Annotated in this window: 16 protein-coding genes and 2 tRNA genes; 7 read left to right on the plus strand and 11 right to left on the minus strand. The window is 68.3% G+C overall.

Translation table 11 applies throughout. From position 1 onward, the window contains the following. The 3 genes from V6M46_RS02430 to V6M46_RS02440 form a co-directional block, all read left to right on the plus strand. Positions 1-1340, plus strand: a 1340-nt coding sequence (locus V6M46_RS02430; protein WP_332662169.1) for a polysaccharide biosynthesis tyrosine autokinase, incomplete at its 5' end; no start/stop codon positions are given. Positions 1341-1493: 153 nt separating this feature from the next. Next, complete coding sequence (locus V6M46_RS02435) at positions 1494-2072, plus strand: LPXTG cell wall anchor domain-containing protein (protein ID WP_332662170.1); 579 nt, start codon at positions 1494-1496, stop codon at positions 2070-2072. A gap of 122 nt (positions 2073-2194) precedes the next feature. Further along, on the plus strand, positions 2195-4000 hold the full coding sequence (locus V6M46_RS02440; protein WP_332662171.1) for a DUF4012 domain-containing protein: 1806 nt from the start codon (positions 2195-2197) through the stop codon (positions 3998-4000). 6 nt (positions 4001-4006) lie between these two features. On the opposite strand, the gene V6M46_RS02445 is transcribed toward V6M46_RS02440, so the two are convergent. The 8 genes from V6M46_RS02445 to V6M46_RS02480 form a co-directional block, all read right to left on the minus strand. Further along, entirely contained in the window at positions 4007-4888 is an 882-nt protein-coding gene (locus V6M46_RS02445) for a WD40/YVTN/BNR-like repeat-containing protein (RefSeq protein ID WP_332662172.1), read from the minus strand. A 104-nt stretch (positions 4889-4992) separates the two neighbouring features. After that, complete coding sequence (locus tag V6M46_RS02450) at positions 4993-6312, minus strand: UDP-glucose dehydrogenase family protein (protein ID WP_332662173.1); 1320 nt, start codon at positions 6310-6312, stop codon at positions 4993-4995. A 342-nt stretch (positions 6313-6654) separates the two neighbouring features. Continuing rightward, a tRNA-Ser gene (locus V6M46_RS02455) sits at positions 6655-6741 on the minus strand. A gap of 77 nt (positions 6742-6818) precedes the next feature. Beyond that, a complete protein-coding gene (locus V6M46_RS02460) occupies positions 6819-7250 on the minus strand; it encodes a hypothetical protein (protein ID WP_332662174.1) in 432 nt (143 codons plus the stop codon). Between the two features lies 1 nt (position 7251). Then, positions 7252-7340: transfer RNA gene (locus tag V6M46_RS02465), tRNA-Ser, on the minus strand. A gap of 42 nt (positions 7341-7382) precedes the next feature. After that, complete coding sequence (locus V6M46_RS02470) at positions 7383-8438, minus strand: hypothetical protein (protein ID WP_332662175.1); 1056 nt, start codon at positions 8436-8438, stop codon at positions 7383-7385. A 34-nt stretch (positions 8439-8472) separates the two neighbouring features. Beyond that, on the minus strand, positions 8473-9258 hold the full coding sequence (locus V6M46_RS02475) for a carbon-nitrogen hydrolase family protein (protein ID WP_332662176.1): 786 nt from the start codon (positions 9256-9258) through the stop codon (positions 8473-8475). 48 nt (positions 9259-9306) lie between these two features. Next, positions 9307-10203: an alpha/beta hydrolase gene (locus tag V6M46_RS02480; protein WP_332662177.1), complete on the minus strand. Its 897-nt coding sequence runs from the start codon at positions 10201-10203 to the stop codon at positions 9307-9309. Between the two features lie 58 nt (positions 10204-10261). On the opposite strand from V6M46_RS02480, the gene V6M46_RS02485 reads away from it, so the two are divergent. Further along, the gene (locus tag V6M46_RS02485) at positions 10262-11233 is read left to right on the plus strand and encodes an NAD(P)H-quinone oxidoreductase (RefSeq protein WP_332662178.1); all 972 of its coding nucleotides are present in this window, start codon (positions 10262-10264) and stop codon (positions 11231-11233) included. Here the strand turns inward: V6M46_RS02485 and V6M46_RS02490 are convergent. After that, positions 11223-12290, minus strand: a complete 1068-nt coding sequence (locus V6M46_RS02490; protein WP_332662180.1) for an acyltransferase family protein — start codon at positions 12288-12290, stop codon at positions 11223-11225. The genes V6M46_RS02485 and V6M46_RS02490 overlap by 11 nt on opposite strands. Positions 12291-12386: 96 nt before the next feature. Between V6M46_RS02490 and V6M46_RS02495 the strand changes: the two genes are divergently transcribed. From V6M46_RS02495 to V6M46_RS02505, 3 genes are all read left to right on the plus strand, one after another. Further along, positions 12387-12890, plus strand: coding sequence for a bacterial proteasome activator family protein (locus V6M46_RS02495; RefSeq protein WP_332662182.1), 504 nt, complete (start codon positions 12387-12389; stop codon positions 12888-12890). 74 nt (positions 12891-12964) lie between these two features. Continuing rightward, positions 12965-13525 (plus strand): WhiB family transcriptional regulator, encoded by a 561-nt coding sequence (locus V6M46_RS02500; RefSeq protein WP_332662184.1) that lies wholly within the window; start codon positions 12965-12967, stop codon positions 13523-13525. Positions 13526-13609: 84 nt separating this feature from the next. Then, a complete protein-coding gene (locus V6M46_RS02505) occupies positions 13610-14014 on the plus strand; it encodes a secondary thiamine-phosphate synthase enzyme YjbQ (RefSeq protein WP_332662186.1) in 405 nt (134 codons plus the stop codon). A gap of 3 nt (positions 14015-14017) precedes the next feature. On the opposite strand, the gene V6M46_RS02510 is transcribed toward V6M46_RS02505, so the two are convergent. Beyond that, positions 14018-14803, minus strand: coding sequence for an HAD family hydrolase (locus V6M46_RS02510; RefSeq protein WP_332662189.1), 786 nt, complete (start codon positions 14801-14803; stop codon positions 14018-14020). Continuing rightward, positions 14800-15154 (minus strand): aminoacyl--tRNA ligase-related protein (locus tag V6M46_RS02515; RefSeq protein ID WP_332662190.1); only part of this gene is annotated, 355 nt, incomplete at its 5' end. The genes V6M46_RS02510 and V6M46_RS02515, both read right to left, overlap by 4 nt.

Genomic DNA, 15154 nt, shown 5'->3' on the forward strand with positions numbered 1-15154 from the left:
GCGCGACACCGCAGTACGCATCCTCCTCGCGCCTGTTCGTCTCCACTTCCGACGCCTCGGACGACGCTCAGGCCAACCAGGGCGGGCAGTTCTCACTCCAGCGGGTCAAGTCGTACGCCGATCTGCTGACCGGGCAGCAGATCGCCAAGCGAGTGGTCGACGAGCTCAAGCTCGACGAGTCCCCCAAGGATCTGGCGGCGCAGATCTCGGCGACCTCCAAGCTCGACACCGTCATCCTGACGATCACGGTCACCGACCCCTCACCCGAGCGCGCCAAGATGCTCGTTGATGCGGTCTCGGAGCAGTTCGTCTCCTACGTCGCCGAGCTCGAGACGCCACCGGGCAAGGACGAAGCCACGATCAAGGCGACCGTCGTCGATCCGGGCACCGAGCCGACGTCCCCCGTGTCGCCTCGACCCCAACGCAACCTTGCTCTCGGCCTGGTCCTCGGACTCCTCATAGGCGTCGGAGTGGCGTTGCTGCGCGAGACCCTCGACACCAGCGTCAAGACCATCAAGCAGCTCGAGGACCTGACCGACGCACCCATGCTCGGTTCGATCACCTACGACCGCGACGCCGAGCGCAATCCGCTGATCGACGACCTCGGCACCTATGCGCCGCGCGTCGAGGGATTCCGGGTGCTCCGAACCAATCTGCAGTTCATCGACCCCGATCAGCAGCGCAAGGTCTTCGTCATCACGAGTTCTCTACCGGAGGAGGGCAAGACGACCACCGCGACCAACCTCGCGCTGACGCTGGCCGAGGGCGGCGAGCGGGTCGCGCTGATCGAGGCCGACCTGCGCCGGCCGAAGATCAGCCACTACCTCAATCTCGAGGGATCCGTCGGACTGACAACAGTTCTCGTCGGTCGGCTGCCCCTCCACGAGGCGATGCAGAAGACCGCGCAGCATCCCGGGCTCGACGTTCTGAGCAGCGGGCGCACTCCACCCAACCCGGCCGAGCTGCTCAAGTCGCACGCGATGAGCACCGTCATCAAGGAGCTTCGCGAGGACTACGACATCGTGCTGATCGACGCTCCGCCCCTGCTCCCGGTCACCGACGCGGCACTGCTCGCCAGCCAGGCCGACGGCGCGATCCTCGTCGTTCGTCATGGCAGGACCACCACTGACCAGGTCCGCGCCGCTGCCGAGCGGTTGACCGCGGTCGGCTCGGTGCCGGCCGGCGTGATCTTCAACATGACACCGGCCCGAGGCGCCGGTGCGTACGGCTATGGATACGGCTACGGGTACGGGTACGAGCCACTGGACGCCACACACGCCGAGACGTCGCGTTCATGGTTCCGGCGCAAGGCCCGGACGACCGCTGGTCACGACAGGTGATGGAGACCCGGTAGACAATCTGTTGCCATTCCAGTGGCAGCGGGATTGGTGACCCCCTGTTCGACTACGTTCGGGACAGCAGTTCCGTATTGTCGGCCAGCTTCATCTCGGGCCACTACTTGTTCGTCAATTCCAACATCTTTGGAGATCTCCATGTTCACATCACGCCTGGCTCTTGCCACTCTTGCCGCCGCGATGCTGAGCATCTTTGCGGCTCCCAACGCGAATGCTGCTTACGCCCCGCCACCCTTCTCGGCCGAAGTCCCCCAGGACGTCGAACCCGGTGAAGAGTTCACCATCACCTTCGACGCCGGCACCATCGATTGCGACTGGAGCATGCGGCCCTTCCACGGCCAGAAGTCGCCCGACGGAACCGGCACCACCTACACGGTCACGCTGATCGCACCCAAGGGACACGGCACCTACTCAGTCGTCGCCCGCTGCGCGTGGGACTCCGAGACGGTCAACCCGGCCGTCGCGCCCGCGTCCACGTCCAACACGGTCACCCCGGCTGTCTTCAGCACGTCGACCGTCTCGGACACCCGGCTCGCCGCCATGCAGACCGACGTCTACTCGGTCGAGGTCGTCGTCGGTGACGGCGCCGCGAACGAAGATGACGGCGCACTGCCCAACACCGGCGGCAGCACCCTCACCCTCCTGGCGATCGGCGGAGCGCTCGCCGTTGCCGGCGTGGGCATCACCTATGCGGCACGCCGCCGCAAGGTCGCCTGATCAGCGCAGGGCACCTGCACTGAGACCGCCACCGGCTCGAGGCTCTTCGGAGCACCGAGTCGGTGGCGGATCCGCGTCCGGGCGGACCCGGCACGCCGACACCGTTTCGGAGGATGATGCATATGGCACGAGGTCGTCGCTCACGGGCCGCGGGTCCCAAGCCCCGACGCCCCCTGAAGGGCCGGCCCTGGATCTGGGTGCTGGGCTTCGTCGTACTCGCGGTGCTCGGCCTCGGCGCCTTCATGGCGCGCGAGGCATCCTCGGCGAAGAATGCCCTCGATGAAGCGTCGCAACAGGCCAAGCTCCTCCAGCAGCAGGTCACCGACGGCGACGCTCCCGGTGCCACCAGAACCCTGTCGGCGCTCCAGCGTTCGACCCGGACTGCTCGCACCAACACCGACGGCGCGCTGTGGGACGGACTGGCCAAGATCCCGTACGTCGGCCCCAACGTCGAGGCCGTCCAGGTCATCTCCGCGAGCCTCGACGACATCGCCCGGCGAGGCATGCCCCCGGTCGTGAAGGTGTCGTCATCGCTCGACGCTGATGTCTTCAAGCCCAAGGACGGTCGCCTCGACCTCGCGACCCTGCAACAGCTCGCCCCGTCCGTGGCCACGGCCAGCCAGGTGCTGACGACGAATCGCAACAAGATCCTCGACATCGAGCAGGACAACCTGGTCGGCCCGCTCAAGGGCCCCGCCGCCGAGCTGACCGACAAGATCACCAGCGCACAGTCCGCGGCGTCGTCCGCCGCGCAGGCGATGCAGCTCGCGCCGCAGATGCTCGGCGTCGACAAGAAGCGTACGTACCTGTTGATCTTCCAGAACAACGCTGAGGTCCGCTCGACCGGCGGCCTGCCTGGCGCGTTCGCGATCATCGAGGCCGACAAGGGCAAGCTCGAGTTCGTGAGGCAGGGCTCGGCGACCACCGACATACCGCAGTACGAGCAGCCGTTCGTGAAGCTGACCAAGGGTGAGCGTCAGGTCTACGGCCAACTGATGGCCAGAGACTTCCGCGACATCAACTTCACCCCGGACTTCCCGCGGACCGCCGCGATCGCCAGGGCCATGGTCAACGACAAGCTCGGGATCAAGGTCGACGGAGTGCTCTCGATCGACCCCGTCGCACTCGGCTTCCTGCTCAAGGGCACGGGTCCCATCGAGGCTGCGGCCGACACGACCCTGACCAGCGAGAACGCCGTCGACATCCTGCTCAACGACGTCTATGCGCGGTATGCCAACCCGCTCGAGCAGGACGTCTTCTTCGCCGACTCGGCCAAGAGGATCTTCGAGGCCGTCACGAGCGGCGTCGGCGACTCCCGCACCGTGCTCGAGCAGCTGGCCAAGTCCGCTGACGAGCACCGCATCCTGCTGTGGTCGGCGAGGAAGTCCGAACAGGCCGAGCTCGCGCCCACCAAGATCTCCGGGGCGTTCCCGGCCGGCCGGACCGGTCAGCCGCAGCTCGGCGTCTACCTGAACGACTCGACGGCCTCCAAGATGCAGTACTACCTCGACGTAGACGTGGCGGCCCGGTCCGTACGGTGCACGTCACAGGGCGCGCAGACGATCCAGCTGACGACGACGTACACGTCGACCGCGCCCGCCGACGCCGCCGAGCTGCCCGAATACATCACCGGCACCGGCTCCAGCGGGCCCCAAGGGAACATGGTCCTCGACACGCGCACGTTCGCTCCCAGCGGAGGACGGTTCGTGTCGTTCACGCTGAACGACAAGTTCCGCCCCAACAACGGCGTGACGTTCAAGGGACGCCCGGTCAACTTCGCCGCGTTCTCGCTCAAGCCGGGCGCCAAGGTCACGGTCGAGGCGACGATCGTGACGGCCCCGAACCAGCGCGGCGACGCCGTGCTGTCCAAGACACCTGGCGTTCAGTCGAGCGAGAACGGCATCACCGTGCCGAGCTCCTGCAGCTGACCCGGGTCAGGGCTGAGACCAGGCCTTGCCGCCGTCGTCGCTGGCGTAGAGCTGGGAGTCGACCAGCGCGACCAGCCCCGTGTCGTTCGCCTCGATCGCCTGAGCGGGTTCGCCGCTGATGCAGCCCCCGGGTGACCACGTACGTCCGCTGTCACGCGTCGTGAACTCCTGGGCCGCGCAGCCCTGATAGACGGCCAGCGCATAGCCGGCGTTGAAGCTCGAGAACGAGGCAACCCGTACGTTGTCGAGGCGGCCGAGCTTGAACCACTTCTTGCCACCGTTGCCGGTGCCACGAATCGAGCCGTCAGCGCAGCTGGCCCGGGCGAAGTCCGCGCCGATCTGGCTCAACGACGTCACGGTGCACCCCGGCTTGCTCGCACCGTCGGGTGACACGACCTGCTCGGGATCATTCAGCCCGGGATGCCAGAGGGTGTTGTCGGTGTCAGCCGTCCAGGTGTCCCCGCCGTCGGAGGAGACCAGCTTCTTGATCGCGCACGTGCCGTCCGCGCCGACCACCCGCAGCTCGGTACGCGAAGCCGCCGACACCGCCAGGATCTCCTGCAGACCGGTCGTGGGCGTGCTGGTCGACACGCCACCGTTCGTCGACACCACCAGCTTGGCCGCGTCATCTCCGTCGCACTGGCCGCGCGTGGCGAACAGTAGCGTGCCGTCGTTCGACATCGACATCGTCGCGGCCTGAGCCGGCTTGAACGCGTACACGTCCTGGTCGACCGGCGCGGCAGAGGCCGCGGGCTCGGTCACCGAGGCACGCGGCAGATCCGGCGAACTCGGGGGCGTGCGGTTGACGTGGTTCATGAGGCCGACCACCAGGACCACGTCGACGACCACGGCCGCAGCGACCATGGCGCGCGCCGCGGTTCTGTTCACGCCCTGATCCTAGGTGCACCGAGGGTCGACCAAACGCGGGTGCAATCGCTGACGGATACCTCGACCGATGTCGTTGTCAGGCTCGTGTCGATGACACCGTCAGATCAGTGCTTTCCGCGCCCCAGCGCTCGATAGGTCCAGCCAGCCTCGCGCCACGTGGCCGGATCAAGCGCGTTGCGGCCGTCGAGCATGCGCGGAGTGTGGACGAGGTCGGCAAGTGCGACGGGGTCCAGCTGCACGAACTCCGGCCATTCAGTCAGGAGCAGCACCAGCTCGGCGTCGACCACCGCGTCCTCGGCCGACTCGACGAAGACCAGCTGAGGCTGTCGTGCCTTCGCGTTGGCGTTGGCCTCGGGGTCCGTCACGACGACAAGTGCTCCCAGCTCACCGAGCTTCGCTGCGACGTCCAGTGCCGGAGAGTCGCGGACGTCATCGCTGTTGGGCTTGAACGACGCGCCCAGCACCGCGACCCGTCGGCCCTCGACAGTGCCGTCGAGCTCCTCGGTCGCGAGGGTCACCATGCGTTCGCGACGTCGCAGGTTGATCGCATCGACCTCACGGAGAAAGCTGAGAGCCTGGTCGACGCCCAACTCGTCGGCGCGCGCCATGAACGCGCGGATGTCCTTGGGCAGGCAGCCACCGCCGAAACCAAGTCCGGCGTTGAGGAAGCGACGTCCGATCCGATCGTCATACCCGATAGCGTCGGCGAGATGCGTGACGTCTGCGCCAGTCGCCTCGCACAGCTCGGCCATCGCGTTGATGAACGAGATCTTGGTCGCGAGGAACGAGTTGGCCGCGACCTTGACGAGCTGGGCTGTTGCGTAGTCGCTGACGACGCGTGGCGTGCCATCCGCGATCGGACCGGCATAGACCTCGTCGAGCACCCGGACCGCATGGTCGCCGGCGACACCCTCAGGAACCCCGTAGACGAGACGATCCGGGTGAAGTGTGTCCTTCACTGCGAAGCCCTCGCGGAGGAACTCCGGGTTCCATACCAGCGTTACCCCCGGGCGAGCGGCGGCGATCTGCTCCGCCAGACGCTCGGCACTGCCCACCGGCACGGTGGACTTGCCCACCACCAGGTCACCGTCCGCCAGATGGGGCAGGAGCGAGGTGACGGCGGCGTCGACGTACGTCATGTCGGCAGCGTTCCCGTCGGAGACCTGCGGAGTGCCGACGCAGACGAAGTGCACGCTGCTGCCGACCACCGATGCCGGATCGTCTGAGAAGCTCAACCGACCGGTCGCCATCACCTCGGTCAGGAGCGCAGGCAGCCCGGGCTCGAAGAACGGCGCCTCACCCCGACGCAGGGCGGCGATCTTCTCCTGGTCGACGTCGAATCCGGTGACGATGTGTCCGAGCTTGGCCATGCATGCCGCGTGCACCGCGCCGAGGTAGCCGCAGCCGATGACCGATATACGCACCACAGGAGGCTATCAACCAGCGCAGGTGCGACATCCGATTCAGGCACGACAGGTGTGTGACCGCGGTCACACGTGCTTCACCGTTGGTGTCGGGTCCTTCGGCTCGCGGTCTTTCCCAGGGTTGGACCCTTGGTCTCACGTGGCGGAGCGAGCTCCTCAGTTCTCACCATGCAAAATGACCAGCCGCGTGGAGCGACTGGTCATGCGGGTCTTTCGGCTCGCGGTCTTTCCCAGGTTGGACTCGCACCTCACTGGCGGAGCGAGCTCCTCAGTTCTCACCATGCAAAATGACCAGCCGCGTGGAGCGACTGGTCACCTTGTTCGTTGCTTCTCGCTTTGCAGCGGAGGTGGCGAGATTTGAACTCGCGAGAGGTTTGAACCTCAACCCGCTTAGCAGGCGGGCGCACTAGGCCACTATGCGACACCTCCCCGCTGCCGACCGAAACCGGCAACCGGAACAGGATACCGACCGCGCCTCCCGTCCGACGAATCGGGCAGTGCGCCAGTCAGCTGGGGTTGAAGCGGCGGTAGCCGTTGGCGGCGTTGAGCCGGTCGTAGACGTCGCGCATCAGCTCGGTCGCGCGACCGCCGACGAACGCCAACGGGAACGCGAGGAGCTCGTCGTTGCCCCGGTCGACGAACAGCCGGCCGTCAGCCGTCGTGACGTCCTCGACGTCGAGCCACGGCAGGTGGATCGGCTTCACCGTGAGCGGGCCGCCGAGCCGCAGGCCGCTCGGATCAGTCCGCGCCACGACGGGCGGGACGGCGAACACCCGCACGGCGTTGAGCAGCGCCGCGACGGCCAGGATGCCGAAGAGCCACGCCAGCGGCGCCACGGAGGACAGGAAGAAGCCCAGCGCGGCAGCCACGCCGGCAGCCATCACGTTGGTGCCGACGGAGAGCAGCACGAATCTGCGGTCGAGTCGATAGTTCGTCAAGCAGAGGGGGCGGGATTCGAACCCGCGGCTGACATTGCTGCCAGCGAGCGCTTTCAAGGCGCTTCCGATCGGCCGCTCCGGCACCCCTCCTGGGTGGCAGCACCGAGGCGCTGCGCCGCGACGATTATCGCACTACTTCAGCGCGGCGAAGCGAGGAGGTTCGACGCGTACGACCGGCGCGATGGCTCGGGCGGCCCGCGAGGAGGGTTCCTTGAGGAACTGACGCCGCAGCACCAGACCCACGATGAGCCCCAGCACGCTGGAGTAGAGGGTCGACAGGCCGATGTAGGTCGGGTAGGCCCCTGGCGTCACGAGCGACGTCGTGAGCACTGCTGTGCCGATGACCGCGAACACCAGGATCCACCAGCCCTCGCGCCGCTTGGAGCGCAGCGAGACGCCGACGATGAGCGCCGGGAACCCGATGAGCACCTCGACGGGGCGAGGCACACCATGGAACGTCTGGCGGGTCCACACCACGAGCTCCCTGAACGCCTCCACGAGCGACTGCGAGCCGTGCGTACGGACGAAGCTGCTGTAGGCGATGACCAGCATCACGAGCCCGGCGACACCGAGCAGGATCGCGAGGTTCTGGCGGCCGAGGCCGTGGAGACCCGCGCCGAGGTTCCACACCAGCGTGATGGCCAGACCGAGCGAGACCGTGAGGACGATGAGGTTGAACCGCTGGTAGTTGACCGGCGCATTCCACGCTGCGACACCGAGCGTGCCGCTCAACGCGACCAGCAACGCGAGGACGTACTCGCGGATCGCCCCGAACACCGTCGTCGCCGGCCGGGTGACAAGCACGGCCCACACCGAGGCCAGCACCGCGGTCACCGCGGCGGCGGACGCGAGCAGGACGTTGGTCTCGAGCACCGCGGCCAGCGCTGCAAGCGCCGCCGTCATCGGCATCCAGATGCGCATGTGACCACCGCCGCGGTGCGTCAGCCCGATCGCGAAGACGACCATCAGCAGCGCAGCGGAGGGTCGTTCGATCCATGCAGGCGTGTCGACGGCGACGATCGCCGTGCCCGAACCGACTGTCCCGGCGACCCAGCCGAGGAACACCAGGAACATGAGGAACCGGGCCGTGCGCGGCGATTCGATGCGCGGCTCACGGGTCGGGAGGTCGTACTCCGGGGGCACCGACGCGTCGAGGCGACGGCGTCCACCCTTGGGGGCACGGCTCATGACTGCTGCCTCATGATTCGCTCGCTGCGCTCGCTCATGAGCTTGTACGGATCCTTCGGTTGGCCAGCGACGGATTGATCTCCCGCGCACGCGCCACGAGCTCGGGGTCGAGGGTGGCGCGGATGATCTGGGGGGTCGAATCCGCCTCGCCCACGATAGAGCCCCACGGATCGACAACCAAGGAGTGGCCGGTGTAACGCTCGCCGCCCTGCGCGGCGGCCAGGACGTACACGGTGTTCTCGATCGCCCGGGCGGCCAGCAACGTACGCCAGTGGTCGAGCTTGAGATCGCCCGCCACCCACGCGGCCGGGATCACGATCGCCTGGGCGCCCGCGTCGACCAACGCCCGCGCGTGCTCGGGGAAGCGCAGGTCGTAGCAGGTCATGAGCCCGACGCTGGTCCCGGCGATGTCGATCACGACCGGGCTGATGTCGCCGGCGCGGAGCCGGTCGGACTCCTTGTAGCCGAACGAGTCGTAGAGGTGGATCTTCCGGTACGTCTGGCGCAACGCACCGTCGGGGCCCATCACGACGAGGGTGTTGAACGGCAGGCCGTCGGTACGTTCGAACATCCCGGCCACGACGGTCGCGCCGAGTCGTCGCGCCTCCTCGGCCAAGAGCTGCACGAACGGCCCGTCGAGGGGCTCCGCCACGGCGGCGAGGTCATGGTCGGAGGAACCGAAGTCGTGCATCGACGCCTCGGGCAGGACCACGAGGTCGAGCTCGTCGGCGGGGCTCAGGGCCGCGATTCGAGACCGGATGTCTGCTCGATTCGTCGCCGAGTCGGTCGCGGAGATGAGCTGGAGCAGTGCGACACGCATAGATTCCATCTTCGCAGGTGGGCCCTGAGGTTGACGCGAGTTGGGTCGTCAGCCGTCCTTCACCGGCACCGTGGCGCGGAGGAACTCGATCTGGTCGGCGACCACCTCGTCGAACCACGGGTCGAGGTAGAGGTCGAAGTGGCCGGTCCGGTAGCGCTTGATCCGCCCCTGCCGGGCTTTGCGGACGTGCCAGATCGTCGACCGCGACGGCGCGACGCTGTCCTTCATCGCGACGCAGAACAGCGCCGGGCACTCCAGCGCAGCAGCCGAACGCCCCGGATAGTAGAAGGGGATGCGCAGGGCGACCCGGGCGGCGACCTTGCCCGGAGGCTCGTGGCCAGGCGGGACCAGTGCCTCATAGCCGGGCTTGGCGTCCGGCGGCGTCATCAACGCCGCGTCTCCGCGCTTGCCGACGAGGGCCACGCGTACGGGCGGCTTGCCGCGGAACCCCCGCACGGCGTCCCGCAGACCGAGGACCGAGACCCTCAGGAGGCTTCGGAGGCCGAGGGTTCGGAGCGAGGCGAAGCCGTCGGTGAACGGGCACTGCGAGATGATCGCGGCGACGTCTCCGTCGCGACTGGCCGCCTCGATGACATGGCCGCCGCCGAATGCGGTGCCCCACAGCACGATGCGGCGGCGGTCGACCTGCGGCAGCGAGCGTACGTGGTGCATCGCGGCGGCCCAGTCGTCAAGCTGGCGCTGGATGTCGAGCAGCCCACGCGGTTCGCCGTCGCTCTGGCCGAAGTGGCGGTAGTCGAACACCAGGACGCGATAGCCCTCCGCGGCGAACCGCTCGGCGTACGCATCGAGGCGCATCTCCTTCACCCCGCCCAGGCCGTGCGCCATGATGACGACCGGCCCGCGGGCCTCGGCGCCCTCCGGCTCGTACCACCAGCCGGCGCACCATCCCGGTCCCGATGCGAAGCGCACGTCGACCCGGCCCATGGGGGAAATCGTAGGGCCGTGGGGGGCAAACGTGGGGGAGGGCGGCTAGCCTGCGGGGATGCGTGCCGTCATCGCTCCTCAGCCCGGAGGCGTCGAAGCCCTCGAGGTCGTCGACCTTCCCCAGCCCGAGCCCGGTCCCGGCGAGGTCCTGATCCGCGTGGCCGCGGCCGGACTCAACCGCTCGGACCTCCTGCAACGCAGGGGGCTCTATCCGCCCCCGCCCGGCGTCACCGACGTCCTGGGGCTCGAGGTCTCAGGTGACATCGTCGCCGTCGGCGAGGGCGTCACGGACCTGCCACCCGGTACGCACGTGTGTGCGCTGCTGGCCGGCGGCGGATATGCCGAGTACGTCACGGTGCCGGCCGGACAGGTCGCCACGGTCCCCATGGGCATCTCGCTGGTCGACGCCGGCGGGCTCATGGAGGTCGCCGCCACGGTGTGGTCGAACGTCTTCATGATGGGCAAGCTGCGGCACGGCGAGACCCTGCTCGTCCACGGCGGCGGCAGCGGCATCGGCACGATGGCGATCCAGCTGGGCAAGGCGTTCGGCGCTCGCGTGATCGTGACGGTCGGCTCTCCGGAGAAGGCCGAGTTCTGCCGCGAGCTGGGCGCGGACGTGGCGATCGACTACAAGCAGCAGGACTTCGCCGCCGAGATGAAGGCGGCCGGCATGACGGCCGACGTGATCCTCGACATCATCGGTGCGAAGTACCTCGACGCCAACGTCTCGGTGCTGTCCAACGCCGGGCGGCTCGTCGTGATCGGCCTGCAGGGCGGCGTCAAGGCCGAGCTCAACCTCGGCGCGCTGATGTCGAAGCGCGCCGCCGTCATGGCGACGACGCTGCGGGCCCGTCCGTCGACCGAGAAGGCCGCGATCGTGTCCGCCATGGTCGCCCAGGTCTGGCCGCTGATCTCCGACGGCACGGTGCGGCCGATCATCCACGCGACCTACCCGCTGGAGGACGTACGCCAGGCGCACCAGGTGCTCGAGGAGTCGAGCAACATCGGCAAGGTCCTGCTCACACTCTGACCCGTTCGGCCGGGCCTGTCGGTCTCCCCGGGTCGGGGTCGTGGACCAACGGCGGGGGCACCGCGACCTGGGCCACCGTCGCGGCGGTACGCCGGATCGCGCGGTCGAAGAACGGATGCGCGAGCACCCGCAGCACCACGACCGTCACCGCCAGGGCCAGCAACGTCGCCTCGACCTGCGGCACGCCCGCCCCCTGGAAGTTGTCCTGCAGGAAGAAGACGACCGGGATGTGCAACGCGTAGACGGCCAGGCTGCGGCGGCCGAGACCCTCGACGTGACGCATGCGATCCGGCACGACGGCGAGCACGAGCGCCCCGCACAGCGTCGCGAGGGCCAGGCAGAGCACGCGGTACGCCACCGCGTCGGCGCCCGTCACGTCCATCGACGCGGCGGTGTCGGCACCGCGGATCCAGTGTGGGTCGAGGCCGGAGCGGACCACCAGCGTCGTCACGGTCACCAGGCCGGCGGCCGCCGTGGCCATGACGACCGTCGACGTCTCGGCCGTACGCCGGAGGGCGCCGGTTCCGTACAGGTGGCCGGCGACGAAGAACGGCAGGTAGCACAGCGCCCGCGACCAGGCGACGAGGTCGCCGTCGGGGTACGGCAGCAGCACCGCGACGATCGACACCGCGGTCGCGGCCGGCAGGGCGTACGCGCCGAGGCGGACCACGAACGGCAGCGCGACGAGCCACCAGCCCATCGCGAGCAGGAACCACAACGCGTACGTCGGGTGGAGCAGCCGCTCCAGGCTGAGGTCGCTCACGCCGAACCGCAGCGCGACGTACGCCGTCTGCAGGAGGACGTAGAGCCCCACCATCTCGGCGATGCGGTAGACCAGTCGGCGAGGACGTGCCGTGACGCCGGCGAGGAACACGAACAGCGGCATGTGGAAGAGGTAGAGGAACGTCAGGATCCACCGCTGCGGGTCGTGGTGCCATCCGGAGTAGAGACCGCTGGGGGCCTGGCCGCCCGTCGTCTCGAGGAAATGGCCCAGCACGACACCGGCGATGAGGAGTCCCTTGAGCAGGTCGAGTCGGCGATCGCGGGTTCGGGGCATCTCTTCCACCATGGCACCCCCGTTCAAGCGCCGGCGAGCGAAGCGCACGCCACGCGCCCCATGGGCCGTCCGTACGGGCGCCGATAGGCTGAGGCAATGACTGAGCAATCGCCCGAGATCATCGGTCCCGACGGCAAGGCCGTCACCCCACCGCCTCCCGGCACCTCCCTGAGTGACCTGGTCGAGCAGCCCGCCAAGGTCATGCGAATCGGCGGGATGATCCGCCAGCTCCTCGACGAGGTCAAGGCGGCGCCCCTCGACGAGGCGAGCCGCGTACGACTGCGCGACATCCACCTCCAGTCGATCAAGGAGCTCGAGGACGGCCTCGCGCCCGAGCTGATCGAGGAGCTGGAGCGCCTGAGCCTGCCGTTCGACGGCGACACGCCCAGTGAGAGCGAGCTCCGCATCGCCCAGGCGCAGCTCGTCGGCTGGCTCGAAGGCCTCTTCCACGGCATCCAGGCCGCGCTGTACGCCCAGCAGGTGCAGGCCCAGGCGCAGTTCCAGAACATGCGGCTGGCTCTACCGGGTCCAAACGACACCAAAGGTGAAGATTCGGATACGACCTCCGAAAATGACCGGTCTGGAGGCTTATACCTCTAGAGTGGGTCACGATGTGAGTTGTGGTTGACGCAGGAGTGTCGTCGCCCTCAGCTCTGAGTGGGAAGAGGGAGCCCATGACCATCGTGGACGACACGACGACACCTCCGTGCGCTTACGAGCCGGAGATCTACCTGGATGAGCTGTTGCACTCACCACCGGCGCGGACCGACATCACCGCCGCCGAGTGGGACGCGCTGACAGTCAAACGAGCGACCGCGCACCGACAGTGCGCGGGCTGTCCCCTGATGGTGGAATGCCTCTATCGCGCCGTTGTCGAGATGGATGTCTCGGGCTATGTCGCGTGCACGACCGAGTGGGAGCGGCAGACGATTCGCCGCCGGCTCGGCATCCAGGTCAACCAGCCCACCACCGCGGCGTACGGCGCTGCCCGGGTCGGCGGCGGACCGGTCAGCCACGAGGCCGTCATGACGGCGCGCCAGGCGTACCCCAAGGACACGTGCCACCAGCTGGCCGATCGCCTCGGTTGCTCGACCTCGACGATCAAGCGCCACCTGCGTCGCGCCCGGGAGCAGAAGCGCGATGCGGCGCTCTCGCCGACGCTCACGCCCAACCTGCCGACGATCGACGCAGTCCTCGACGTCTTCGACGAGCTCGAGACGAGCAAGGTCGCCTGACGCGGAGCCGCCGCTGGTTGAGGTGGGGAGGTTGCATCTCAACCAGCGGCCCGCACCTCACCAGCGGTTTGCGAGGATCGTCGTATGCGCAGCGAGACGGTCCTGGTTCGGACGGGTGGGCGATCGGTCGTCCACGACCTGACGTCAGCATGTGAGGCGTTCGTACGCGACGAGCAGGACGGCCTGCTGCACGTGTTCGTCCCACACGCGACGGCCGGCGTGGCCATCATCGAGACCGGTGCCGGCAGCGACGGTGACCTGCTGACGGCACTCGACGACCTGCTGCCGCGCGACGATCGGTGGGTGCATCAGCACGGCACCCCGGGGCATGGGCGCGATCACGTCGTCCCCGCATTCCTCGCACCGTCGATGACCGTGCCGGTGCTGGGTGGGCGGCTCCAGCTCGGTACGTGGCAGTCGGTGTGCCTCGTCGACACGAATGTCGACAACCCCGACCGTGAGGTGCGGCTCAGCTTCCTGAACGGCTGACGGTCAGACGTACCTGATGAGCTCGGCGACCAGGCCGTCCTCGTCGATGCCACCCGTCACGGCGTCGGCGGCGTCCTTGAGCAGGTCGGGCGCGTGGCCCATCGCGACGCCGCGTCCGGCCCACTGGATCATCTCCAGGTCGTTGTTGCCGTCGCCGACCGCGAGCACCTCGGATTGGTCGATGCCGAGCTTGGCGCAGAGGAACGCCAGGCCCGAGGCCTTCGAGACGCCTTCGGGTGCGAGGTCGAGCCAGGCGGAGTAGCCGATGTAGTAGTTGGTGCCGGTGAGGCCGAGGTCCTTGACGATCGCGGTGAACTCGTCGCGGCTGTGGTCGGCCGAGCGGATCACGACGCGGGCGACCGGCTCGGCGATCAGCGACTCGACGTCCTCGACGACGAACTGGCCCGAGATCTCGTTGTCGGGGAACGGCTTGTTGAGCCGGAACCCGACGCCGACCTCCTCGACCGCGACGAGCGCCTCGGGCATGTGCTCGAGCACGCGCCGGACCGCTTCGCTGGCGTCGAACGTGACGACGTCGAGCAGCTCGACCTCGGGGTCGTAGCGGAACGTGACCGCGCCGTTGCTCGCCACGCCGTAGCCCTCGGCGAACCGCAGGTTGTCGACGGCATCCATGACGCCGGGCACGCCTCGCCCGGTGGCGATGACGGTCTCGATGCCCGCGGCACGGACCGCGTGGACCGCGGAGCGTACGGCCTCGGTCATGACGTTCTCGCCGTCGACGAGCGTGCCGTCGACGTCGAGCGCGATCAGCCGGGGACGGAACGTCACGCGATCGGCCTCAGGACCTCGCCGAGCAGCGGGTGGAGCGCGGCCGGAAGGCGTACGGATCCGTCCTCCTGCTGACCGTTCTCGAGCAGCGCGATGATCGTGCGGGTCATGGCGCACAGCGTGCCGTTGAGCGTCGCCGCGGGAGCGATGCGGTCCTCGCCGCGGACCCGGATGTCGAGGCGGCGACTCTGGAACTCGGTGCAGTTGGACGCCGACGAGACCTCGCGGTACTTGCCCTGCGTCGGGATCCACGCCTCGCAGTCGAACTTGCGGATCGCCGACGCGCCGAGGTCGCCGGAGGCCACATCGATGACGCGGTAGGGCAGCTCGAGCGCGTCGAGCCACGCCCGC

Origin of the sequence: Aeromicrobium sp. (assembly GCF_036676885.1) — a bacterium.
GTDB lineage: Bacteria > Actinomycetota > Actinomycetes > Propionibacteriales > Nocardioidaceae > Aeromicrobium.

What these genes read in the sequence shown, in the direction of transcription:
- V6M46_RS02505 (WP_332662186.1), top strand. Translation starts at nt 13,610, where the DNA reads ATGCGCAGCGAGACGGTCCTGGTTCGGACGGGTGGGCGATCGGTCGTC.
- V6M46_RS02485 (WP_332662178.1), top strand. Translation starts at nt 10,262, where the DNA reads ATGCGTGCCGTCATCGCTCCTCAGCCCGGAGGCGTCGAAGCCCTCGAG.
- V6M46_RS02495 (WP_332662182.1), top strand. Translation starts at nt 12,387, where the DNA reads ATGACTGAGCAATCGCCCGAGATCATCGGTCCCGACGGCAAGGCCGTC.
- V6M46_RS02500 (WP_332662184.1), top strand. Translation starts at nt 12,965, where the DNA reads ATGACCATCGTGGACGACACGACGACACCTCCGTGCGCTTACGAGCCG.
- V6M46_RS02440 (WP_332662171.1), top strand. Translation starts at nt 2,195, where the DNA reads ATGGCACGAGGTCGTCGCTCACGGGCCGCGGGTCCCAAGCCCCGACGC.
- V6M46_RS02480 (WP_332662177.1), bottom strand. Translation starts at nt 10,203, where the DNA reads ATGGGCCGGGTCGACGTGCGCTTCGCATCGGGACCGGGATGGTGCGCC.
- V6M46_RS02435 (WP_332662170.1), top strand. Translation starts at nt 1,494, where the DNA reads ATGTTCACATCACGCCTGGCTCTTGCCACTCTTGCCGCCGCGATGCTG.
- V6M46_RS02490 (WP_332662180.1), bottom strand. Translation starts at nt 12,290, where the DNA reads ATGCCCCGAACCCGCGATCGCCGACTCGACCTGCTCAAGGGACTCCTC.
- V6M46_RS02470 (WP_332662175.1), bottom strand. Translation starts at nt 8,438, where the DNA reads ATGAGCCGTGCCCCCAAGGGTGGACGCCGTCGCCTCGACGCGTCGGTG.
- V6M46_RS02475 (WP_332662176.1), bottom strand. Translation starts at nt 9,258, where the DNA reads ATGCGTGTCGCACTGCTCCAGCTCATCTCCGCGACCGACTCGGCGACG.